The organism is Treponema primitia (assembly GCF_046533075.1).
GTDB classification, from domain to species: domain Bacteria; phylum Spirochaetota; class Spirochaetia; order Treponematales; family Breznakiellaceae; genus Termitinema; species Termitinema primitia_B.
On sequence record NZ_JAJQRB010000052.1, the window covers coordinates 14949 to 38960 of the forward strand.

The 24012-nt window shown below is 52.3% G+C and carries 20 protein-coding genes; 11 read left to right on the plus strand and 9 right to left on the minus strand.

The genetic code is table 11. The features are described 5' to 3' along the window. The first annotated feature begins 17 nt into the window (after window positions 1–17). From LQZ19_RS10910 to LQZ19_RS10940, 7 genes are all read left to right on the plus strand, one after another. On the plus strand, window positions 18–1115 hold the full coding sequence (locus LQZ19_RS10910) for a uroporphyrinogen decarboxylase family protein (protein ID WP_411047692.1): 1098 nt from the start codon (window positions 18–20) through the stop codon (window positions 1113–1115). A gap of 92 nt (window positions 1116–1207) precedes the next feature. Next, entirely contained in the window at window positions 1208–2794 is a 1587-nt protein-coding gene (putP, locus tag LQZ19_RS10915) for a sodium/proline symporter PutP (RefSeq protein WP_411047693.1), read from the plus strand. A 4-nt stretch (window positions 2795–2798) separates the two neighbouring features. Further along, window positions 2799–3482, plus strand: coding sequence for a hypothetical protein (locus tag LQZ19_RS10920; protein ID WP_411047694.1), 684 nt, complete (start codon window positions 2799–2801; stop codon window positions 3480–3482). A gap of 168 nt (window positions 3483–3650) precedes the next feature. Beyond that, window positions 3651–4031: a RidA family protein gene (locus LQZ19_RS10925; protein WP_411047695.1), complete on the plus strand. Its 381-nt coding sequence runs from the start codon at window positions 3651–3653 to the stop codon at window positions 4029–4031. A 277-nt stretch (window positions 4032–4308) separates the two neighbouring features. After that, on the plus strand, window positions 4309–4590 hold the full coding sequence (locus LQZ19_RS10930; RefSeq protein ID WP_411047696.1) for a hypothetical protein: 282 nt from the start codon (window positions 4309–4311) through the stop codon (window positions 4588–4590). A 382-nt stretch (window positions 4591–4972) separates the two neighbouring features. Further along, window positions 4973–5200, plus strand: coding sequence for an AbrB/MazE/SpoVT family DNA-binding domain-containing protein (locus tag LQZ19_RS10935; RefSeq protein ID WP_411047697.1), 228 nt, complete (start codon window positions 4973–4975; stop codon window positions 5198–5200). A gap of 64 nt (window positions 5201–5264) precedes the next feature. Then, on the plus strand, window positions 5265–5633 hold the full coding sequence (locus LQZ19_RS10940; protein WP_411047698.1) for a hypothetical protein: 369 nt from the start codon (window positions 5265–5267) through the stop codon (window positions 5631–5633). A gap of 27 nt (window positions 5634–5660) precedes the next feature. Here LQZ19_RS10940 and LQZ19_RS10945 read toward each other — a convergent pair whose 3' ends face one another. Then, window positions 5661–6419, minus strand: a complete 759-nt coding sequence (locus LQZ19_RS10945) for an SDR family NAD(P)-dependent oxidoreductase (RefSeq protein ID WP_411047699.1) — start codon at window positions 6417–6419, stop codon at window positions 5661–5663. A 23-nt stretch (window positions 6420–6442) separates the two neighbouring features. Continuing rightward, window positions 6443–7483, minus strand: coding sequence for a transaldolase family protein (locus LQZ19_RS10950; protein ID WP_411047700.1), 1041 nt, complete (start codon window positions 7481–7483; stop codon window positions 6443–6445). Window positions 7484–7619: 136 nt separating this feature from the next. On the opposite strand from LQZ19_RS10950, the gene LQZ19_RS10955 reads away from it, so the two are divergent. Beyond that, window positions 7620–8267, plus strand: coding sequence for a GntR family transcriptional regulator (locus LQZ19_RS10955; RefSeq protein WP_411047701.1), 648 nt, complete (start codon window positions 7620–7622; stop codon window positions 8265–8267). A 22-nt stretch (window positions 8268–8289) separates the two neighbouring features. Here LQZ19_RS10955 and LQZ19_RS10960 read toward each other — a convergent pair whose 3' ends face one another. The 6 genes from LQZ19_RS10960 to LQZ19_RS10985 all read right to left on the minus strand — a co-directional run bounded on the left by LQZ19_RS10960 (window position 8290) and on the right by LQZ19_RS10985 (window position 17736). Continuing rightward, entirely contained in the window at window positions 8290–9282 is a 993-nt protein-coding gene (locus LQZ19_RS10960; protein WP_411047702.1) for an ABC transporter permease, read from the minus strand. 2 nt (window positions 9283–9284) lie between these two features. Further along, complete coding sequence (locus tag LQZ19_RS10965; protein ID WP_411047703.1) at window positions 9285–10793, minus strand: sugar ABC transporter ATP-binding protein; 1509 nt, start codon at window positions 10791–10793, stop codon at window positions 9285–9287. Further along, window positions 10786–11817, minus strand: coding sequence for an ABC transporter permease (locus LQZ19_RS10970; RefSeq protein ID WP_411047704.1), 1032 nt, complete (start codon window positions 11815–11817; stop codon window positions 10786–10788). The genes LQZ19_RS10965 and LQZ19_RS10970 overlap by 8 nt, the downstream gene beginning before the upstream one ends. Window positions 11818–11821: 4 nt before the next feature. After that, window positions 11822–12841 carry a sugar ABC transporter substrate-binding protein gene (locus tag LQZ19_RS10975; RefSeq protein WP_411047705.1) on the minus strand — a complete coding sequence of 340 codons (1020 nt, stop codon included), beginning with the start codon at window positions 12839–12841 and terminating at the stop codon, window positions 11822–11824. Between the two features lie 113 nt (window positions 12842–12954). Further along, on the minus strand, window positions 12955–13665 hold the full coding sequence (locus tag LQZ19_RS10980) for a cyclase family protein (RefSeq protein WP_411047706.1): 711 nt from the start codon (window positions 13663–13665) through the stop codon (window positions 12955–12957). 33 nt (window positions 13666–13698) lie between these two features. Continuing rightward, entirely contained in the window at window positions 13699–17736 is a 4038-nt protein-coding gene (locus LQZ19_RS10985) for a phosphoribosylformylglycinamidine synthase (protein ID WP_411047707.1), read from the minus strand. Window positions 17737–17928: 192 nt separating this feature from the next. On the opposite strand from LQZ19_RS10985, the gene LQZ19_RS10990 reads away from it, so the two are divergent. Together LQZ19_RS10990 and LQZ19_RS10995 are read left to right on the plus strand one after the other, a co-directional pair. Next, entirely contained in the window at window positions 17929–18180 is a 252-nt protein-coding gene (locus LQZ19_RS10990) for a hypothetical protein (protein ID WP_411047708.1), read from the plus strand. Beyond that, window positions 18177–18596, plus strand: coding sequence for a PIN domain-containing protein (locus tag LQZ19_RS10995; protein ID WP_411047709.1), 420 nt, complete (start codon window positions 18177–18179; stop codon window positions 18594–18596). The genes LQZ19_RS10990 and LQZ19_RS10995 overlap by 4 nt, the downstream gene beginning before the upstream one ends. An 87-nt stretch (window positions 18597–18683) precedes the next feature. Here LQZ19_RS10995 and LQZ19_RS11000 read toward each other — a convergent pair whose 3' ends face one another. Further along, window positions 18684–19913 carry an aldose epimerase family protein gene (locus LQZ19_RS11000; RefSeq protein WP_411047710.1) on the minus strand — a complete coding sequence of 410 codons (1230 nt, stop codon included), beginning with the start codon at window positions 19911–19913 and terminating at the stop codon, window positions 18684–18686. A gap of 337 nt (window positions 19914–20250) precedes the next feature. Here LQZ19_RS11000 and LQZ19_RS11005 point away from each other — a divergent pair, with 337 nt between their 5' ends. Next, complete coding sequence (locus LQZ19_RS11005; RefSeq protein ID WP_411047711.1) at window positions 20251–23943, plus strand: choice-of-anchor Q domain-containing protein; 3693 nt, start codon at window positions 20251–20253, stop codon at window positions 23941–23943. The last annotated feature ends 69 nt before the right edge of the window (window positions 23944–24012 follow it).

Here is a 24012-nt window from a genome sequence, read left to right on the forward strand (position 1 = left end):
CCCAGGAGGATAGCCCGATGAATTCCAAAGAAAGAGTTTTTTCCGCATTTAAAAGAGGAGGCCGGGGTTCCCCTCCGGACCGTGTTCCCTTTCAGTTTGATCTGTGCAGAAGCCTGACGGATCACTTTGGTAAAAAACTCGGCATAAGCCCAAATTATACTCCGTCTTACTACGAAGATTTGAGTTATCGTATTTCTGCGAACGAAATCCGCACAAAAATGGGCAGCGATTGTGTGGTGGTGGGCGGACAGGTTGCAAAGGGGTTTACCCCGAAACCGGTCAGGGATGCTATTACGGCCAATGAATTCGGTATGCACATGAAGCCCACCCCCCTGTATGTGGAGGTGGTAAAGTGTCCCCTGGAGGAAGCGGAAACCGCGGCGGAGGTGGAAGCATACCCGTTCCCGGACCCCCATGCGCCGGGCCGAATGGAGGACGCCAACCGGGATATTGAAAAGTTCGGGAAGGATTATTTTATTATCGGGGATTGTGAGCTTTCCCTCTTTGAGCTTGCCTGGCATTTAACCGGGCTTGAGAAGTATCTGATCGGCATGGCTTCCGAAGATGAATGGATAGAAACGCTGAATGACAAGGTTGAATATTTTACCACCGGCATTGCGGAACAACTTGCCCGTGCCGGGGTGGATGCGATCTGGTTTGGGGAAGATCTGGGCAGCCAGATTTCAACCCTGATTTCCCCGAATATGTGGCGGAAAGTATTCAAGCCGCGCCACGAGCGGATCATCAAAAGGGTACGGGCCATCAATCCTGATATCCTGCTTATTATGCACAGTGACGGCGCCGTCGCCCCCCTGCTTGACGATTTTATCGAGATGGGCATTGATATTTACAACCCTGTTCAGCCCAATGTTCCCGGATCGGACCCTCAGGAGCTGAAGGACAAATACGGCGAACATATCAGCTTTTTCGGCGGCATAGACCAGCAGCGGCTGCTGCCCGAAGGGGATCTCAAGAAGATCGAAGCGGATATGCGGAACCGCGCCGCGATTCTGGGCCAAAACGGCGGCTACCTCATGGCCCCGGCCCATATCATTCAGGCGGACGTGGCCCCGGAAACCGTGGAAGGTATGCTCCATATCGCCGCCGCTCTCTGAGTGGTCCAAAGTCCGATTCTTTTTGTAAGCTAGTATACATTCACCCCTCTTTCAGGTATAAATTTCTAAGTCGTATATTACAAGGAGAAGATATGGCCGCTTCTAATATTCAGACCCTAATTGGCATGGGCGCCTACCTGGTGGTGATGATTGGCATCGGGTTGTGGTACGCCAGACGAAGTAACAGCAGTCCCGAGGAGTATTTCCTGGGGAAACGGGGACTTGGGCCATGGGTGGCCGCCATGAGCGCCGAAGCGTCGGATATGAGCGGATGGCTCCTGATGGGTCTGCCTGGGGTGGCCTATTTTACCGGAATGGGAGAAGCTTTTTGGACAGCCATCGGACTTTTTATCGGGACCTGGGTGAACTGGCAAATTGTGGCTAAACGGCTCCGGTCCTATTCGCAGGTAGCCAATAATGCTATCACCCTGCCGGATTATTTCAGCAACCGGTTCCATGATAAGAAGCGGATCCTCATGACCATCGCTGCGGTGGTGATCCTGGTGTTTTTTTCAATATATGCGGGCGCCCAGTTTGTTACCTTTGGGAAGCTCTTTGGCTATGTGTTTGGGGCGGAAAATTATTACACCGCCATGGTTATCCTTGGGGCGGCCCTGGTGATGATCTATACCCTCATTGGTGGGTTTATGGCGGAAAGTACCACCGACTTTATCCAGGCTATCCTGATGGTCTGCTCCCTGCTCCTGGTGTTGGCTTTCGGAGTTGTCCATGCCGGGGGGCTTGCGGGGGTTTCGGAAAATCTGCGGAATTTCCCCCGGTTTACGGATATTTTTGGTATCGCCGTGCCGACGGATGCTGTGGGAAACGCCGTGGGCGGAACAGGCCGGCAGGCGGTGGTGAACGGCTTGCCCAGCTTCGGCGCCGGAGCGAATTATTCCTTCCTGAGCATCCTGTCCTGCCTGGCCTGGGGGCTTGGCTACTTCGGTATGCCCCATGTGCTGCTCCGGTTTATGGCGATTAAGAAATCTTCCAAGATTGCCAAATCCCGGCTTATCGCGGTGGTTTGGTGTTTCATCTCCCTTGCTGCGGCGGTGGCCATTGGCATAATCGGCCGGGCCGTTATGCCCACCCTGCTGACCACTGCGGGAAGCTCGGAGAACATCTTTATTCACCTGTCGGTAAACTTTTTCCCACCCCTCCTTGCGGGGCTGGTGATTTCGGGGATTCTGGCGGCGTCCATGAGTTCCTCCGATTCCTATATGCTCATCGCTTCATCGGCCTTGGCTAACGATCTTTTCAAGGGACTGATAAAAAAGGACGCCGGGGAATTCCTCATCATGTGGGTGGCCCGGGTTGCCATGCTGCTGGTAACGATATTCGGGGTGTCTATCGCCCTTTCGGGGAACCAATCCATATTCCGCATCGTGTCCTACGCCTGGGCGGGTTTTGGCGCCGCCTTCGGCCCGCTGATCCTTTTTTCCCTTTTTTGGAAACGGACCACCCTAAAAGGGGCCATCGCGGGGATGCTCACCGGCGGTGTTATGGTAGTGTTGTGGAAGGAAGTGATCAGTAAAATTGGCGGGGCCTTTGCGGTGTACGAACTCCTCCCCTCGTTCATACTTTCATGCTTGGTTATTTTCCTGGTGAGTCTTGCTACCCCGAAGCCTTCCGATGAAATCGAACTGGAATTCGAGGCTGCCAAGACCGCCGAATTCTGATGCCATGACAAAAGGAATACTAATCGCCGGTAACGAATCTACTCTCTCCGCTGCAATTGCTGCGGAGGCCGGAAAACAGGTCGAGCATTTTGCTGCGGCCTTTTTCCCTAACCGTCTTCCCTATCCGCTGGAAAATTTCCAGACGGAAAAACGGCAGCCATCTCCCCTGGTCTGGAATCCCGGAAGTCCCGTTTCCACCCGCGCCATGGTGCTGGCCGCAGAAAATCAGCTTGGCAGGATCGACGAAGCAATTCTTGTGTGTACACCTCCGGCGGTTCGGAAGAACGCAGAGGATCTAAAAAGCGCCAACATCGAAATCATTGTAAACGATCACATTAAGGGCTGGTTTTTTCTGGTAAAGGAACTGGCCGTAGTTTTTAAGGCCCGTCAGGCAGGGTCCCTGGCGCTGGTGCTTTCCGATACCGTTAACGGCGGAGGCCGGGACGACACGGATCTTATCGGCCCCTCGGTATCGGCATCCTTCCGTTCCCTTGCCCAGGGGCTCATGGCGTCATCCCAGGATGAACCCTATGGGGTGTACGCCTTCTCCGTTCCTGCGGGAACCTACCTTGGAACAGGGGAAGACAATAATGTTGGCGCCTTTGTGTTTAAGACCCTGGAGGATGGCAGACGGAATGTTGGTAAGTGGCATAAGTTTGGCGGGAAGCTGACGTTTCTTAAGCATTAATCGGGGTTATTTTTATCTGCGCAGGTCTACTGTTTTGTCAGTAATGCTGTGGGGGTGCGTGTAAATGGGGTTGGGTGAAATTAATTTCTGAATATCTCTGATAGTATAGGAACGGCGGCATCTATGCCGCATATTTGATAAATATTAACACAAAGGCGGAAGAACATTATGTCAAGAAAAGCAATTACTTCAAAAAAGGCAACTTCTGTAGGGCCTTATTCGCATGGGATTGATTCAAATGGATTAATATTTTTATCAGGCCAAACACCGATAGATCCTAATACGGGAAAACTCGCCGAAGGGGATATTAAAAGTCAGACACAACAGGGTTTTAATAATCTATTTGGGGTATTAGAAACTGTCGGTTTAGGCCCAGATGACGTTCAAAAGGTAAATGTTTTTTTAACAGATATGAATGACTTTTCGGCAATGAATGAAATATATAAAAAACAATTTTCTGAACCATATCCTGCAAGAACAACAATAGGGGTTGCATCATTGCCTTTAGGGGCAAAAATAGAAATAGAAATGATCGCACGAAAAAGTTAATAAAAAGCAGAATAATTATTACCGGTGACATTTGAGTGGACATTAAATAAAATAGTAGAAACCCAAATAGATTGCAGTGGATTTGATAATCTGTATAAGAACCGCTAGGAGATATATGCGAATGCGCATATATACCAGGAGTGGATGGTTTAAGTGTATTTCGTATAAAGTACGTTATGCGAAATGGGGGCTAAATTGGTTGAAAAATCATTGAAAATTAGTATCGACATCCTTTTGCATATATGCTATAAAAAATACAGTTTTTTGGAGGTATTTTATGAAAAAGGCTTTGATTGTCGGTTTTTTGCTTGTTTTAGCGGTTTTGCCACTTTTTGCACATGGGCATAATGGCAGTGGACACAACAATGGATATTATCCCCTTTGTTCCATTCAGGATTGTTATGTAACGGATTATCATTATCATAATGGCATTTGTTACAGTGGACACTCCTTTAATGATGGGCATAACTGGCATGAAATTTGTCCTGCAAATAATTGTAATTTGGCAGGTGTTCATGCACATAATGGACATCATTATTTTTCACGAAGCCATAGGTAGGTAAATAATTTATGCACATAAAAAGTAACCGCATAAATTTACTTGCTGTTTTGGCTTGTGTTTTTTTTATTGCCGGCTGTGAACAATCTATTGGGCATAATGGCGACAGAGGTGTTACACTAGCCAGTATTAGAAGTGTTACAGAAGACACAATAAATGGTTATGTAAATGAAAATATTATTTTTTTGTTATAGACAAAATCTTGAGCGGTAATCTATAAGATAATCGAGGGTCCATGCCGGTAGGCGGCTCGGTCATATACAGTCGGAACATTATGCGACATACCGCAAACTTGTTTTATAAAACATTTTAAAAATATAGTTGACAAGTACATACATTATGTATACAATCAATTGGAAAATTTCACTGGAGGGTAAATTATATGGTTAAAAGACTCATACAACATGGGAATAGCGTTGCTTTGGTTATTGATAAGCCTATCCTGGAAATGTTAAATATAACCAATGAAACAACTTTTGAATTAAGTACCGATGGCAAAAATTTAATACTTTCTCCTCAGATTGAAAACGCGCAAGAAAATAACACTATGGAATCACTGGGAAGAATAAATCAAAAATACGGAAATGTGTTAAAACGGCTTGGTAAATAAAAGAATAATAATATAAATTAATTTGAATAAATACCAGTGTTTAATCAAATAAGGATAAATTATTATGCTTGGTTGGTTAGTAGAGGTTAAAAAAACTGAAGAAAACGGCGGTACCATTGTTGCACAATGGAGTCATACACCATATGGAGATTTGCATGCGGAATTAAGAAATCTGGCGAAACAGGGCAAAGCGGTCTTTATTCATGATGGAGGAGGATATCCGTATATATATAGCGCTAAAACTATTGATGTTATGCCGTTGATAGAACAAGGACTTAATGCCCGCGATGATGTAGCGAAAGATGGTTCTTTTGTTATGTTGGGCTATGGCATCGTTCAGGATATTCTTGTCGCAACTACAAAGGAAATATCGGATGTTCCTTTCTGTCCGCCTGATGAAACACTTATAATTACATTATGGGATCTATCGTAATTGATATTTTTTTGTTAAAGGAAACTGTCAGCCCATCCAAAATCCGCCATTGATATCCAGGGTTATCCCGGTAACATATCCAGCTTCTTCACTGGCCAAATAGCAGATACCCGCAGCCACATCTTCCGGTTCACCTATCCTGCCAAGAACATTCTTGCTTTCCAGGTTACGCATTTCTTCTGCGGAATACGCATCCATTATTGGCGTCCGGGTCGGACCGGGACAAACTGCGTTTACCGTGATTTTAAAGGGACCCAAATGCCTGGCGCAGCCGCGGGTGATAGCAATCATTCCCCCTTTAGACGCTGCATAACTCATGGAATTTCCGACACCGCCCATTCTGCCGCCAACGGAAGCAATATTAATAATCCGGGGAGCTTTACTGCTTTTCAAGTACGGTAATGCTTTCTGGATAATAAAGAAAGCCCCGCTCAGGTTTACCGACAGTATCTTGTCCCATTCGGATCTTTTAATATCAGGTATTTTTGTTGCACTCAAAATACCTGCGCCGTTAACAATAACATCCAACTGGCCGAAATGTTCCACCGTAGTCTTGAGCATTTTTTCAATTGCCGATTCATCCGAAACATCACAGACGATGGGAAATGCCTCCGCTCCTCCCAGTGCGTTCAATTCATTTACCGAAGCCTGCAATTTTTCCCCGTTCATATCAACAAGTACGACCCGCATACCGCTTTTACACATCATTTTTGCGGTATGATACCCAATTCCCTGAGCTGCGCCGGTTATTATGGCAACCCGGCCGGTTAAAGTTAAAAAATCCATGGTGTATTTTTCCTCCCCTTATATTACAGAACAAGCAGTTTCTGCCAGCCGGTTTTATCGAAGCCATCCAGCGTCATAATGGTACCGCCGAAGGAGTCGAAGCCATCTATCGTCATACCATCCGGCTCATAGGCTTTGCGGAATTCGGGCAGTCCCTTGAGCACCCGTTCAATAGCATCCTGATCCACCGGGGCATCGATACGTTTCTCATGTTTAATGGAACCGTTTTCGTCCGCTTCAATGACGAGCTTCTGTATCTTCGGGTGTATCGTCATCTCGAAGACGCCGCCGGCCAGTTCCGACACCTGACTGGCGCAGCGGAACGCCGCGGGCATAATCACCGCACGGTAGCCGCGCTCATTGAAAATCTTGTAACAGCGTTTCAATACCGCCGTCATCGCTGCCTCAAGATCGCTCAGGGCAACTTTGTTACCGGTTTTCGCGTTTTCCGCCACAAGAAAATCCTGCAAGCGCCCCTGCACCAGGGCCGACGTTGTTGGCGCAGGCTTTAACCCGGCCTTTTCCGCCCGCGCTGCACCGCGCTCGTAAGCTTCCGCCACGGCAATCATCTGCGGAATAGATACACAAACCGTTGCCGTAGTGGGAATCCCCAGGGCGGCAAGTTCCTCCAGCACCCACACACCGGCCTTGCTGCCGGGAATCTTTACCATCACGTTTTTCCCAAAGGTACTGATCGTTTTGCCCATCCCCAGCATCGCCTCCGCATCGCCTGAAAGCCGGGGCTCCACTTGACTGCGCACGTAGCCGGTTTTCCCCCCCGATTTTTCGTAAACCGGATAAAACTCTTTGGCAATATCCGAGACAAGTATGCGGAAATATTCCACCACCTTTTCCCGTCCTGAAAATTTGGCCTGTATCAGCTTAAGCTTCTCGCCGAAACGATCGGTGTTTGTGGTAAGCGCCTCAAAGGTCAGCGGGGGATTCGTCGTACAGCCTACCGCGCCGTTTTGCAGGGCGGAAAGATAATCATCCCGCAGCGCCGAATCGTTACACCAGCGGGTATCGGTATTCGCCGCCATCCATGCAAGATATGAATTTTCCATATATCTCTCCTTGTGTCGTTATATACAACCTTGTATACATTAGTATGGTGGCACTCTCCGGTATTGTCAACCTTTTTATTTCTTAATTTTTTTGTTTTTAGATTTACAGAGCGGCGCTTTTATTTTATAATAAGTGATGAGTTTAAAACTGCAGGCCTATACTACGATTAAGGAAAAAATTCTCAGTTGTGAATATCCCCCAAATATTCTGCTGAAAGAAGAAAGGCTCTGCGAAGATATACAGGCAAGCCGTACCCCCATCCGGGACGCCCTGAGCCGGCTGGAGCAGGAATCGCTGATACAGATACTCCCTAAACGGGGTATTATTGTTGCCGGGATAAGCCTGGAGGAAGTGGAACAAATCTATGAGCTGCGGCTGCTTATTGAGCCCTATGCGCTGGAACGGTATGGAGAAACCATAGACCAGGGCGTCTATAAAAAATTAAAGGACTTTTTTACCCGCAGTTCCAAAAAGTTTAGCCTGGATGAAATTCATAAAAAGGACGATGAATTTCATCATATGTTTATCAGCGCCGCTAAAAATGCCTATCTTACACAGGCATATCAATATCCTTATATCCAGAATATACGGCTTCGTATTTTAAGCGGAACCTTGGGGACGCCGCGCATAGAAAAATCCCAGAAGGAACATTGTGAAATTACCCAATACTGCCTGGAAAAAAGCTGGAAAAAAGCGGCGAAGGCCCTCCGGGTGCATCTGCTCCATTCAAAAGAAATTTCTTATAGTATCATCACTAAACTACAACTTTTGCTTAACCGTTAACTGAGGCAAAGGCTTGAGTGTCCTACAGCCTTTTTTTGCCCCGGCGCAGCAGCCCGGAGTTTTTGTACCGCGAATAGGTGTCCACGGCGACGGCGGCGATGATTACCATGCCCTTAACAACACTGTGGTAAATCGACGGCACACCGAGGAGGCGCAGCCCGTTATTGATGATGCCCATGAGGAGGGCGCCGAACATCGCTCCCTGCAGGGAACCTTCACCGCCCAAAAGGCTTGTACCGCCCACAACAATCGCGGCAAGCACATCGTTTTCGTACCCATACGCCGCTTTTGCAACGGCCTGCTGGTTCATGCTGGCCAGTACGATACCGGCGAGCGCCGCCGTGAAGCCCGAAATCGCATAGGCCAAAAATGTAATTTTGCGGCTTGAGATGCCGGAAAGGTCGGCGGCGGTTTTGTTTCCCCCCACTGCGTAAATGTCACGCCCGAATTTCGTATGGTTTAACAAAAAATAGCTTACCAGCGCACAGACAGCGAGGATGTACACGGAAAACGGTACCCCGAAGAGTCTGCCGCCGCCTAAAAAGGTAAAGGACTCGGGCTTTAATGCGTTAATCACCCGGTTTTTTGTAAGGAGTTGGGCGATGCCGTACACCACGTTTTGTGTCGCCAGGGTTATCAAAAAGGGCGGTACCTGAAACACCGACACGAGCACCCCGTGGAATAGCCCCGCGACGATTCCGCTGCCGAGTCCAACGATGATGCCGAGCACAACGCCGCCTGAGGTAAAGTTCTGCGCGGTGATGATCACCACCGCCGCCGCCCCCGCTGTTGCCGCCGTCGCACCAACCGCCAGGTCAATTCCGCCGATGAGTATTACATAAATACTGCCGCAGACCATTATCCCGTAAATCGAGATAGCGAGGAGTATGCTCTTGAAATTCGCCGATGTAAGAAACACCCCCGGCTGGAGTATCGAAAGCAACAGAACGGCGGCCAAAAGAATCAGCGGTTTCTGGAAACGCATTACCAGCGGGTTGAATTTTTTTATGTCCACTTTCAGGCTTCCTCCGTTTCTTTTTGTATACCGGACGCTGCCTCAAGTATATCTTCCTGTGTCACAAACCCATCCGAGAATTCCCGGAAAATACGGCCGCTGCGGAACACCAAAATCCGCGTCGAAATGCGGATCAGTTCCTCCAAATCCGACGACACCACAATAATGGTAACCCCCTGCGCGGCAAGGCTTTCAAGGAGTTTGTAAATCTCATCCTTGGCGCCCACATCAATCCCCGCAGTGGCCTCGTCAACGAGGAGTACCTTCAGGTTGCGGGCCAGCCATTTCCCCAGGACAACCTTCTGCTGATTTCCGCCGGAAAGGTTTCCCACTTGAATCAGCGGGTTCGCCGGCCTGATATCAAGCTTCTTCGTGGAAGCGAGCCCCATCATTTTTTCTTTCATCGTGTTCACTATACCGAAGCGGGTCAACTGGTCGTAGTTGGTGCTGGCGACATTCCGTTCGATGGAGAGGAGCGGAACAAATCCCTGTAAACGCCGGTCTTCCGGTATCAGCCCGATACCCTGGCGAATGCGGGCATGGGTATTACCGCTAAGCGGCTTCCCGTTATAGCATATCTCACCGGAATCAACGGGATCGGCGCCGAAGATGCAGCGTATCACCTCTGTACGGCCGGAACCGACAAGACCGCCAATGCCGAGAATCTCCCCCTTATGGGCGCTGAAGGTAATGTCCCTGAATACGCCCCGGCGGGATAGCTCCTTCACTTCGATCACCGGTTCGGTATCCGTTTTCCGCATCGGATGGGAAGCGGACGAAGCGGAGAGATCCTTGCCTATCATCATGTGGATAACCCTGTGCGGGTCAATCTCGCCCTTTTCGAGGACGCCGACCTTCACCCCGTCCCGCAGCACGGTCAGGCGGTCCGCCAAACGGAATACCTCCTCAAGCCGGTGCGAAATATAGAGGACACTGACCTCTTTTTTTCGAAGCTGCTCAATAATACTGAACAGGATCTCCGACTCTTTCGTACTCAGGGAGGCTGTCGGTTCGTCCATAATGATCAGCCGGGCATCTTCGCTCAAGGCCTTGAGAATCTCCACGGTCTGCCGGTGGGCAATACTTAATGTTTCGACAACGGCGTCAGGATTCAGCTTGAAATCGTAGTGGTCGATCAGGGCCTTAACCTTTTTTCGCATACCGGCGGTATTCAATACACCGAACTTCCCCGGCTCTTTGCCGAGCATCACGTTTTGTGTAACCGTCAGGGTGGGAATCAAACTCAATTCCTGATAAATTACGGCAATTCCGCAGGCAGCGGAGTCTGTACGCGACTCAATAGACACTTCCTTCCCGTTAAAAATGATGGTTCCCGTGTCTTTCGGATAGATTCCGGTAAGGATTTTGATTAATGTTGATTTTCCCGCTCCGTTTTCGCCCATCAAGGCGTGAACTTCACCGGTATTGATGTCGAGATCGACATGTTTGAGTACCTCAATGCCATTAAAGCTTTTTCCGATACCCTTCATGAGGAGCAATTGTTCACCCATGCCGGGACCTTCGCGGGGTGTTCCGGTTTGCAGGGGGCGTCCCGGCATCGGTGTCGATCAAATGCACATCCCGCTTGTACATATAGCCGGCATACACCGAGTCAAATATTATCATGATGATGATCACCCCGCCCTTGATGATAAGCTGCACGGCGGTGGGCAGGTTATACTTGTAGATACCATTTATCAGGGTCATCATGAACACTGTGCCGATAACGGTACCCACCACATCGCCGCGTCCGCCGGAGAAAGCTACCCCTCCCATTACCACGGCGGCGATGACATCGAACTCCATGCCGGTACCGGTATCCGGGGTTACACTACGAATCCGTCCCATCAGAAATACGGAAGCCATACCCACGAGGAAGCCCGTGATAGCAAAGACCGCCATCTTAGTGCGCTCGTAGGAGATGCCGGACAATTCCGCCGATCGCCGGTTCGCACCAATGGCGTAGGTATAGGTGCCGAGTTTTGTCCGCTTCATGATAAACTGGCCGGCAATGGCCACAATGGCAAAGGCAAAGGTCACCAGATAGATGCCGCCGATACTGCCGCTCAGGGTAAGGATCACCGGATCGGTGATGATTTTGTTGGAGATCATGCCGAATTCGTTGCGAATGGCGAGCACATAGGAAAGGCCCCGGAAGAGAAATTGGGTGGACAGGGTGGCGATAAAATCCGGCAACCGGAGGTACGCCACCAAGGCCCCGTTGAGCAGACCGCTCAGGGTACCCGCCGCGAGGGCGATAAGTACAATGACCGCTCCGGGGAGCTTGGCGTAGTAGAGCAGGTTTGCGCAGAGCATCGCCACAAAACCTGCCATCGCGCCGGTGGACAAGTCGATACCCGCCGTGATGATGATCATGGTAACACCCACGGCGACAATGCCAATGGGTGAACAGTCCCGTAACAGCGCAGTAAGATTGGCCGGCGTGAGGAAAGTCTTGTTAGACAGACCGAAAAACAATAACAGTACTGTCAGCAGGCCAATGGATGTCAGTCTACGTATCGTTTCCTGGCGCAATACACTACCACCGTATGTTTTCGCCGATGGTATTTACGTTTTCCTTGGTAACAATAATCGGCGACATTTTGATCACCGGTGTAACCTGATTCTGGCTGGTATCAATATCCGAATTGAGCAGATACATCGCAAGACGCGCTGCGGTAGCGCCCTGATCGTAGCAGTTTGTGTAAATTGTTCCGGTCAGTTTGTTGTTTTCGATGTACTCAAGCATTTTCTTCTCGCCGTCGGCGCCCCAGATAACCATTTCTTTGAGCCTGCCGACGGACTCCACCGCCTGGGAAGCGCCTTCCGCCATCGCATCATTGTGGGCAAAAACGGCGTCGATCTTCGGGTACTTGGTCAGGTAGTCGCTCATCACGACACGGGCCTTGTCGGTAATCCATTCACCGGTCTGCGCGTCGAGAATCTTGATGTTAGGGTGCTTGGCCATTTCGGCACGGAAACCCGCTTCGAGACGCTCACCGCGGCTTGCGCCGATTGCCGCTTGAATAATCACCACATTACCCTGGTCTTTCAGCGCCCTGGCGATCTGCTGGGCGATAAGGGCGCCGGCTTCGATGTCAATCATCGCAATCAGGCCGGCATGGGGCGTATCGGCGTCGAGGTTAAGACAGATAACGGGGATACCCGCATCCTCAGCCTTTCGCACCGAGTCGGCAAGGGCCGCCGAGTCGGCGCTCTGCAGAATGATCGCATCATATTTTTGATTTATCAAATCGGTGATAATCTGAACCTGTGTTTCCGCAAGGGACTTTCCGTCAAAAATCTGGAAGGCAACATTGGGGTACACGGAAATTTCGCGCCGGATACCTTCGCCCCATGCCGTGCCAACCGCATCACTCACATTCCACGGAACCCACGCCAGTTTAATCTGATCCTCATATGCCTTTTTTGGGGTACGATGTTTTACCGTTGCTGCCGTACCGCTGCCTGACGCCGCATTATCAACCTTTACCCCGCCGCAGCCGGCGAGAAACACACCAAACGCAAGCGCCGCAATGATATACGTGATCTTTTTCATGCAATCTTTCTCCTTTAGTTAAGACAGTATGAGTAATACAACGTTGTATACATCAGTATGGGGGCACTTTTCGGTATTGTCAACTTTTTTTTTGCTTTTTTCAGAGCGCCGGTTCAATCGACAAAGGCTATCAACCGGAGGGGCGATCCGGAACCGTCTTTAAACTTGTTCGGTAAGCCGATGACGAAGCAAAATGGCGGCAGCCCGGACAGCTTATCAATGTTCTCGATGATCGGGATACCCTGTCCCAGCAGGATATGGTGGGCCGGGTCATCCATACTGTTCCCGAAAGCGTCTAGGGCCAGTGCATCACATCCCACCGCGGCCACCGCTTTACCGCAGAGGTACTCCGCCGCTTCCGACGAAAGCCCCGGCCAGTCGCTGAGATAATCGTGACAATCCGGCTGCAGCCGGTACTTCAGGTCCCAGCCGAAACGGAACATCACGATATCACCTTTCCTGATAGGGCCGTGGGCCGCCTCGAATTCCTTAATCTTCTCCACGGGCAGGACACCCCGGGGCGGTACGGATGTCGCATCAATAGTAACACCCCGTCCTATTACCCGTGTAAGGGGCAGCTCGTTTATCGGGCAAGCATCCTTGATATAGTGTTTCGGCGCATCAATATGCGTCCCCGTATGTTCCGAGAAGGTGACCATGGAGTGCAGCGCCATATCCCCCCGGTCATAGGACTCGTAGACGACCGCTCCATACCGTGCCTGTGTGGGCCATGCGGGCATTCCGCTCTCCATCGTATGGGTAAGATCCACAATATGCGCTTGCCCTGTTACCTGTTCCAATAATTCAATGACGGATTTTTCCATATTCTCATTATCTCCTTACAAAAGGGATCGCTTTCAATCGCCGAAGTAGCGTACCCCGGCTTCAAAAATCCTCTGGGACTTATTCCCCGGTACATTGATATGCACATACTCTCCGCAGCGTTCCGAGTGGGCCATCTTACCAAGAATCCTGCCGTCAGGACTGGTGAGCCCTTCGATGGCGAAATCCGAACCGTTGGGATTGTCCGGTTCGGCCATGGTAGGATTCCCCCGCTCATCGGTGTAACAGAAGGGGACCTGGCCGGAAGCGAAGAGCGCCCTGCCTTCCGCTTCCCGGATAACGATGCGGCCTTCACCGTGGCTTACGGGGAGTATGTGGATGGCTCCCGGTTCTTCCAGAGAAAGCCAGGGGGATGTGTTGGAAATAATTTTAGTGCGGACCATACGGGAAACGTGGCGGCCTATACGGTTGAAGCTTAGGGTGGGCATGGAACTTTCCGCATCCAGATATTTGCCGTAGGGGACCAGTCCCAGCTTGATCAGCGCCTGGAAGCCGTTACAGATACCCAGGACCAGGCCGTCCCGCTTTTCCAACAGTTTTGTTAACTCCTCCGCGATGGCGGGGGAACGGAATACGTTGGCGATAAACTTTCCCGATCCGTCAGGCTCGTCCCCGGCGCTGAAGCCGCCGGAGAGGGCTACGATCTGGGCTTCCCCTATGGCCGCCGCCAGTTCCCGCCTGGATTCCAGGATGTCCTCCGAATTCCGGTTCCGGAAAATAACCAGCCTGGTCCGCGCTCCGGCTTTGCGGAAGGCCCGCTCCATGTCCCACTCACAATTAGTACCGGGGAATACGGGCAGTACCACCAGAGGCCGGGCGGTTCCGGCTGCCTTCCCGGCAGCACTTTTTCTGTGCCCCTGATCCGCTTTGCCCGGCTGTCCGGCGGAAGCTTTCCCGGCGCTGCGGATAGCCGCTTCCAGGGCTGCGTCACTTGCGGGTACGGAACCGGAAGGCAGGACCGGGGTTTCGGCAACCGTAGCGCCGGAGGAGGTCTGGGGGAACACCTGGGCCAGGGTACGCTCGTAGGCCCGGCGCAGTATCGCTAAGGATTTCTCGGCAGGTTTTCCGGCGGGCTTTTGGACCATGCGGAAGACCGGTTCCTGTACGGTACGGGCCGCTATAGCCCAGCGGGGCGCGGTTCCGTCCATAGTGGTTTCCCGCAGTAATACTGCGGCCTCATCCAGGGCGGCGCCGTTGATTTCCACCAGTACCGAACCCTGATGCAGACCCGGGGATACCAGGGACAGGGCATCGCTGTCCGCTTCAAGGCCGGCCATATTTCCAAAGGCCATGATGGCCAGGGCAGCGGCGGGTCCGCCGGGCCCCACGGGATAGGCGGCGCAGACCAGGCCCTTGGCGGAAAGGGCTGCCAGGGCGTTCATGTTAGCCTTGAACACATCCCATTCCTCCAGGCCTGAGCCTTGGTACAGGAGGATCACGGTGTTTCCCGGCTTACCGCTCAGGGCGCCGGAACGGACCGCGGAGGCCGGGGCGGTTCCGGCGGCAAAGGCGACCAGGGTAGGGGGGACCGCCAAGTCAATATGGTTGGCATCGTCCCTGTAGCTGCCGGACATGGAATCCTTGCCGCCTATGGCGGGAACACCCAGGGCCAGTTCAGCTTCCAGGGCTCCCAGCAGGGCTCCCAGGACTTTGCCCCAGGATTCAGGCTTATCCATCCGTTCAAAGTACTCTTGGAGGGAAAGCCGGGCAGCCCAGGGATTACCCCCCAGGCAAGCATATTTGGCCAGGGCTTCCCGGATTGCCCCCTTTGCCCCCTCGTAGGGGCTGTGCAGGGCCAGATCCGGATCGTAACCAAAGCTCATGAGGCCCGCGGTGAGGCTCTCCTTATCCGGCGAGGGGAGCAGCGCCGCCATGCCGCATTCCGGGGCGCCCTGTTCCGCCCCGCCCCAGGGGTAGAGCGCCGAGGCCGCCCCGATGGAACCGTCGAACCGTTCCTGCAGACCCCGGCGGCTGCCGGTCCGGAGGGAACCCAGTTCCCGCTCTAAGCTATCCAAATCATAGGATTGCCAATCGGAGGCTCTATCGTATGGTCCCTTCAAACCCGCATCGATCACCACCGCAGCCGAACGGGGCGCGCCGTTGGAGTTGAGGAAGCGCCGGGAAATATCAACGATGGTTTTTCCCCGCCAACTCATCCTGAGCCGGGGACCCGTATCGGACGTCGCCGGGGTAAAGGCTGGTTCATCCTCATCATCACCTGCGGTGACGACAGCGATGACCACGGCGTCCAGGTTTTCCGCTGCGGCGTATTCGATCAGCCTGTCGGCGTCTTTGGCGGCAACCACCAGGGCCATACGCTCCTGGGATTCGGAGATGGCCAATTCTATACCGTCCAGACCGGCGTACTTCTTGGGCGCCTTATCAAGGTTGATGTCCAGGCCGGCGGCCAGTTCCCCCACCGCCACTGCAACTCCGCCGGCGCCAAAGTCATTGCAGCGTTTGATCAGGGCGGTAACACCGGGGTTGCGGAAGAGGCGTTGGAGTTTCCGCTCCTCCACGGCGTTCCCCTTCTGCACCTCCGCGCCGGCGCTTTCCACCGACTCGCCGGTATGCACCTTGGAGGAACCGGTGGCGCCCCCTATGCCGTCCCGGCCGGTCTTACCGCCCACCAGGATCACCAAATCCCCGGCGGCAGGTTCTTCCCGGCGTACCCAGGCTTCGGGAACCGCTCCGGCAACTGCGCCCAGCTCCATACGCTTGGCGAGGAAGCCAGGGTGGTAGAATTCCGACACCTGCCCCGTGGCCAGCCCTATCTGGTTACCGTAGGAGGAGTAGCCCGCCGAAGCTTCCCGGGCGATTTTCAGTTGGGGGAGCTTTCCCGGCAGGGTTTCCGACAGGCTGCTCCGGGGATCTGCGCCCCCGCTTACCCGCATGGCCTGGTACACGTAGGCCCGGCCGGAAAGGGGGTCCCGTATAGCCCCGCCAAGACAGGTGGCGGCCCCGCCGAAGGGTTCTATTTCCGTGGGATGGTTGTGGGTTTCGTTCTTAAAGAGGAAAAGCCAGGGTTCGGAACTTTTTTCCCCCGCCGCGCCGCCAAATTCGGCATTGACCCGGATGGAACAGGCGTTGATCTCCTTGGATTCGTCCAGATCCCCCAAAAGGCCCCGTTTTTTCAGGACCTTGGTTCCGATGGTGGCCAGATCCATCAGGGTCTGCTTCCGGTTTTTCGTCCCCTCGCCGTAGACTTCCCGGCGGGCATCCTCGTAAAGAGCAAGGGCCTGTTTCAGGGCCGGAGCGGAGGATGCGGCCCCGGCATCATCAATGCTGATATTCTCCAGGGCGGTGGTGAAGGTGGTATGGCGGCAGTGGTCGGACCAGTAGGTGTCCAGGACCCGTAATTCCGCTAGGCTGGGGTCCCGGTCTATGCTGCGGAAGTAGTCCCGGCAAAAGAGGAGATCCTCCGCGGACATTGCAAGGCCGTATTGTTTGGCAAGCTCCGCCAAGGCCGGTTCGGCGGCAACGGAAAAGCCCGTAAGAACCGGCACGTCCCCGCCTTCCGCTCCCTCATCCTCCAGGCTTCGGGGCAGCTCCATAGCGGCTTCCCGGGAATCCACGGGGTTGATCAGGTATCGCTTAACCGCCTCCAGAGCAGCGTCACCGATGGCATGTTCCCCGGCCTCAAGGATGAAAATACGGGCGGTCCGTACCACCGGCCTAATCCCCACCGCCAGTTCCACACACTGTTCCGCCGAATCGGAACGCTGGTTGTATTGGCCGGGCACGTACTCAATCCCAAAAACTGCGCAGCTTTTTTCCGTTGGAAGCGCCGCCGGAACTTCCTCGCCGTAAAACACCCTATCGCACTGGGGTTCGGAAAAGACCAGGTTTACCGCCGGTTCGAACTGTTCGGCGCTGAGCCTGGCAACATCGTAACGCTGCAATATCCGCAGACGCCGCAGCCCCGCTAATTCGGGGTACTGGACGCCCAGAAAACCGGCGATATCCGACTGCAAACGCCGGGCCTCAATATCAAACCCATCTTTTTTTTCAACAAACACCCGTCTGATGCGGGTATCTTCATTATTCGACATGAACGCTCCTCAATACGGATCTATTTTATCAGGATCAGGGCATAAAGGTCCACCTTTATAGAGCTCTAAGCGGGGCTTAGACCCGTATTTTTACCCTTTTATCCGGGCGGCATCCCCCCGGTACAATTCCTCCTGTCTTCCGTGATTTACAGATTCCTGTTTTTTGAGTATACTTGAATTACGAGGCATAAAATGGTGGCGGTACAAGGCTATTTCAAAAACGATACGTTTATCAATGAAAGTCATATCCCCATACCCGAAGGAAAACCAGTAATTATTACTATTTTGGATACCAAAGAAAGGGGCGAAACTGAGTCAGAACGGCAAAGGAAGATTTTTGCGGAATGTTACGCTGCTTTACGAGCCGATCCGGAAGAACTCGGCGAGGAATTTGAGATAATTTTAAAAAATCGCCCAAAATTCCAGGATACTGATCTCCTATGATGTACGCCCTTGATACCAATATTGTTTCATTCTGGCTGCGCGGTCTTTATAACCTTGAGTCTCAATTTGACACAGTATTAAAAGCCGGGCATACCCTGATAATTCCACCGATGACGTATTATGAAATTTTGCGAGGCTTATATGCGCATAATTCTTCTAACAAGCTTCAAATTTTTGAAGCTGCTTGCCTAAAATTAGGTTTGCAGGATATGACGAAGGGTGATTGGGTCCAAGCAGCAAAACTGTATGCCGAATGCAGGAAAATAAACCACACCATGGAGGACGCGGATTTATTGCAAGCAGCATTTTGCTTACAAAATAGATATACCCTGGTTACGCATAACCCCAAGCACTTTATCCATATCAACACTTTGACCATTGAAGATTGGACGAATTCCTCCTCCCTAATTTCATAGCCGCTTACTTCCTCATCATACCCCTTTACGCAACCCCATAGGCAAAGAAAAGCCCGTTCTTTCTTCGCCTATGGAGTGGAACCGCCCTTACCCCAGGGACGCAGTCTTCGTTTCCAGCTTTCTCAGTGCGCCGAAGCCCGGGTCCGCACTGAAGGACCATGTTCCTTTAGCGCCGCTGCAAACCAGTTTGGAAGCCTCCGGTTCAATGGTCCCTATGCCCTCGTCCAGAGCGGATTCATAGGGGGCAAAGAGGACGCCGTAGCGGAGAACACGTTCGCCCCGGGCGGGGATGATCACCGTGGTGGGAGCGCCCAGCAGGGTTTTCGCTTTGCGGGAGTATTCAAGGCCATAGGCGTAGGCGCTGATTGCATTTTCCGTGCCAAGGCAATAGGTGTGGTCTGTGCCGCCCTCGTAGGCAGCCCAGGGGGTAAAGCGGCGTCCGCCGTATTGCATCCAGAGTTCATTAAAGCGAAGGATAATATCCTCCGGGGCGGCGGCGGCCTGACCGGTAAAGAAACAAATATAAGCCAGCTTGAGCGCCGGGTTCACCAGGGCGGACCAACCGAGCTTCGCCGAACCAGGGATGACCCCGGTTGCAAAATCTGTATACCCCAAAGGGCCGGGAACCAGGGAAATGTCCGCCGTACCGCCCTTGGCCAGCGGGGCCTTATCCAGGGAGGAGAACTCCTTCCCCAGGGCAAACCGGGTAGTGGCGTCAAACTCCCCACCCGCGGGCGCAGTGGCCCACCGGTCGGCGGCGCCGCTGAGACGGCAGCCCGCCTGGAGGAACGGGGCGCCCACGGTATTATGCCAGGCGGCGGTAATTTCGAGGTCCCGGTCTCCCCGGTTTATAACCCGGACAGCGGTGTAATGGACAGCCTCTGCAGGAAAAAGGGCGTCAACTTTTTTAAAGGAAAGGGGCATCTTTGCGTCCGGACTCTCCAGGGTGGAATAGGTCCAGGCCCCTCCGGATTCGGCGTCAATACCGCTGTTCACAAAGCGCCAGGGTTCATTGGCAGTCCAGCCATGGGCGGGTAGGGCCACTCCATCAACGGTATGGTCCGGGCCGAAATTCGGCAGACAGGGAAAATTGCCTGCAATATTGTTCAGCAGCCCCTCTTTCCCCGGGCTGGTCCGGAACCGGGGAACCCAATGGGCGTTAATAAACTGATTCTCCCCGCGGTATGAAAATTCGGGAACCATTCCCCCCTGATCGTCCACCAGGATACGGGAATGATCATTTTCCAGAACCGTTGCGTCCCGTTTCCCAAATTCGGTAACCCGCGTTACAGAAACTGTGCCCTTGCTTTCCGCCATATCAAACCTGCCTTACCGGAAGAATAGCCTAAAGCGGCTATCCAATGCTATACCTCGGGCTATGAAGAAGTTTTTACCGCGAAGCCTATATGATAAAGGCCAGAAAGGGGTACTCTGAATCTGACGGGATGTGAAATCTTCCTCCCCTCTGTGTCCTCTGTGTCTCCTCTGAGATCTCTGTGTTAAATCTTCCTCCCCCTCTATGTCCCTCTGCGGTAAGTCTTCTTTGTCCGTGAGGTCCGTGTGGTCCATGGTAGTGTATGCACTATCCGTCACTATGATCTTGAAAAATATACTTACTTAGTTGTATTCTTATACCGGTTTATATAGGGGATGTATGAGAAATACCGGTATCATCCTTGTCCTTGTTATCTCTTCCCTCCTTGGAAGCTGTGATCTCTTTATCAATAAACCAGAGAGAAACATCCTCACGGACATCGAAGAATCGGTATGGAACGCCAAAGCGCCCCAGCTGGAGGTGTTTATGGACGTGCCCCAGGTAGAGGGGACCAGCGTACCCCCCACGGGTCCCATGAATCCGCAGCCGAAACTCCGTATCCCCTTTCGTGTTTTTTTTACCCCCACCGAGGACTATGTATTCGTCAAATGGCAGGCCTTTGATCTCCTTGAAAAAACGGAAAAACTGGTTACCGATTCCAAACTGGTATTCTTTGCGGACGAAAATAACCCCGATACAACGGCGGAAGTCCGGGTGGAGCAGCCTTTCCGTATAAAACCCCTGGCCATTGAGCGGCCCAAGGTGGAAAGCGTCAATCTCCCCAACAGTACCTTTACCCGGGTCCCCACCAATTACCCTATCCGGATACGGTTTAAGAACCCCGTGGCCAGGGAAACGATTATTACTGAAAATATCAGTGTTATCGCCAAGGGCGATTATGGCAGAAGCGAGACCGCGGTGGATCTTTTCGGGGACGGGGAAGGCCAGACATTTAACCAGGATAGTTTTGTGTTAAAGGAAAACGGAACTCTCCTGGAAATAGTTCCGATTGCCAATAAAAACCTGCCCATAACCAGCGACATTACCATAACGCTCAAGGGAGGAATCGGCGCCCAGGGGTATCCCGCTATCCTGATGCTGAGAGAGTCGAGCTTTGTCTTTGGTACCGGCCCCAGCGCGGACACCACGCCGCCCACGGTAAGCAATATTCGGGGGGCGTCCCTGCGCTCCTTTGATAGTGACGGGCTGACCTTGAGGCCGAACGGGATTATCGGCGCCGAGTATGCCACTGAGGACCGGCGTATCCTTGGAAGTTCGGGGAACAGACGGACCGTGTATATCATGTTTAACGCGACAGACGAATACAGCGAGGTAAAAGATTTTTACATTTTGGAAAAAAGAGTCAATAATCTTAATGGTGGTCCGGTAAGCGATGACAGCGATCATAAATCCGCCCCGCAGCCTGCAATCCGGCAGTCGGCGTTAGCAGAACCCCAAACCCAGAAAACGGTCCTGGCGCATACATATAACGGGGAGTTTAATATGCTGCCCTACCTTGTTGAATACGATCTGCAAACCACAGAAAGCGGTATCATCGACCTGTACATCCTTCCTTCGGATACCCTTTTGGGTATGTACGATACGGAAGCGCAGGCTCGGGCAAGCGGCAATTACCTGCGGGTAGTATTGAACAGGGAAGGGCCGATCTATACCGGTACTGTTCCCCTGGGTGTAAGCGGCGGACTGAGTCCCGATCCTACTAAATATTTCGGCGGTCCGGAAGCTTCCCGAAAAATGGACATGGATATGTCGATCACCGGAACAGTAACCGATTTTACTTCAACCACCGGTATTTCTATGCCGAGTACGAATGATCTTCCCTGGACTAAGGGATCAAACGATGTTAAATTGCAATTCGGCGTAAGCAATGGCGCCGTAAGCAGGTTCGGCGCATGGACACCAATATCCAATCCGGATCCTATCACTCCTACCACAAGCGGCTATCAATTGTCTCTGGAAGGCCTGCCCGATGGTAAATATAAGCCGGTACTGAGGATCACCGACGCCCTGACTTCCCCATGGGATGATACGGTTAATTTCAACGAGATACCGGTCACCGGCCTTATATGCATTGACATTGACACCACCCCTCCGGTGATCACAAGTCCAACCCTGAGCCACAACGGAACAGGCGCCACCCTGAACTGGTCGGGATATGACGCCAATGCTTATGATGTTATTATTTACCAAACAAATCCGCCGGACTCTGCTGTAACCATATCCGGAACTTCGAATACCTACTATAAAGCGGTGTCCTCGGATTGTGCCTTTGAAATAAAAGCGGTGGACATTCTGGGAAATACCTCCGCGACGGTGACCCTGACGCTGCAGAAGCACTGGTACGTCAAGGCTGTGGCCACCGGGACCGGGACCGGCTCCTCCTGGACAAACGCCTCCGGGGACCTGCAAAAAATGATAGATCAGGCAAGGGAAATGAAGAACATCTTCCCCGGCAACGACTTAAGCGTCCTTGTGGGCGCGGGGACCTATATTCCCCTATACAAACCGAATTCCGATGGAACCACCAATTACTCAACCCCGGCCAATGATCCGGACGCGGTTTTTATACTCCGGGAGGGGATAAGTATTCTGGGAGCTTACGATGCCGCCGGAGGCGATCTTGATGAACCTACCCGGCAAGGCCGCTTTAATACCGATGGAACGCCAAAGAGCGAAAGTTACCGGGCGACCTTAAACGGCAACAATGCGCGCTCCCATGTGGTACTCGGCGTGGGACTGACCGCCGCGGCAAAACTGGATGGCTTTACCATTACGGGGGGCAACGCAAATGGAAGTGGCAGTCTATCAGTGAATAGTAAATCAATTTTACGTTACCGCGGCGGCGGCATGTACAACGATGACTCTTCTCCGACCCTGACACGGCTTGTTATTAGAGACAATACCGGTGTTGACGGCGGCGGCATGGCTAACACAGGCGCTTCAACCCATCCGATATTGGACAAGGTCAACATAAGCGGCAATGTAGTTACCGGTAATGGAGCCGGTATATACAATTTGGCTTCTTCTTCACCAACCCTGCAAAACGGAATAATTCAGAATAATACCGCAGGAACCAATGGGGGTGGTATGTACAACAACGGTTCCTCGCCGATCCTGATCGACGTTACCATCAAAGATAATACCTCCAATAGTTCTAGCGGCGGCGGGGGAGGCATACATAATCTCGGCGCATCCTCGCCGAACCTCACCAGGGTTAGTTTTGTGCATAACATCGCAGCAAACAGCGGCGGCGGCATATACAATACCGGTTCTTCCAGCCCTATCTTTAACGTCGGGTCTATTGAGCTTAATGAAGCGGGCACCAATGGTGGCGGTATGTACAACTCCGGTTCAGCTTCGACCCTGACCGGCGTCACCATTTCGGGCAATAAAGCGGCGACTATCGGCAATACCGGTGGCGGTGGTGGTATATACAACACTAATTCTTCGCTGACCATAACCGGCGTCACCATCAAAAAAAATAGCGCAGTCAACGGCGGCGGTATATTAAACAGCAATTCTTCGCCGACTCTGACTAATGTAAACATCTCAGGCAATAGCGCAGGGGGTCAGGGAGGCGGCATATCCGACTATACATCCTCTTTTCCGGTCCTCACCAATGTTACTATCTCGGGCAATAAGGCGGGAACTGGCGGCGGTATGTATAACGCCAGCAGTTCCAACCCACAGATACGGAACAGTATTATTTGGGGGAACAGCAGCAGTATTTCCAATACCTATGGCACTCCCGACCCGATAGTAACTTACAGCATCGTGGAGGGCGGTCATCCCGGCGATAGCAATCGAAGTGATAATCCCCAATTTATCAGTCCCCTGGACCCCGGCGTAGCTCCTTCCGACGGCGGAAACTACCGCCTGCAATCCGGCAGCCCCGCAATAAACGCGGGCAGCAACAGTTACTATACGAGTGGGACCACGGACCTGGACGGGTATCTGCGTTTAGTCGGCGCCGCAGTAGATATGGGCGCCTATGAATACCATGGACCCTAATTGACGATTACCGCATAAGATGATAAGGTTTAATACTGTCTAAATTCAGCGTTCAATATAAGAGGTTTA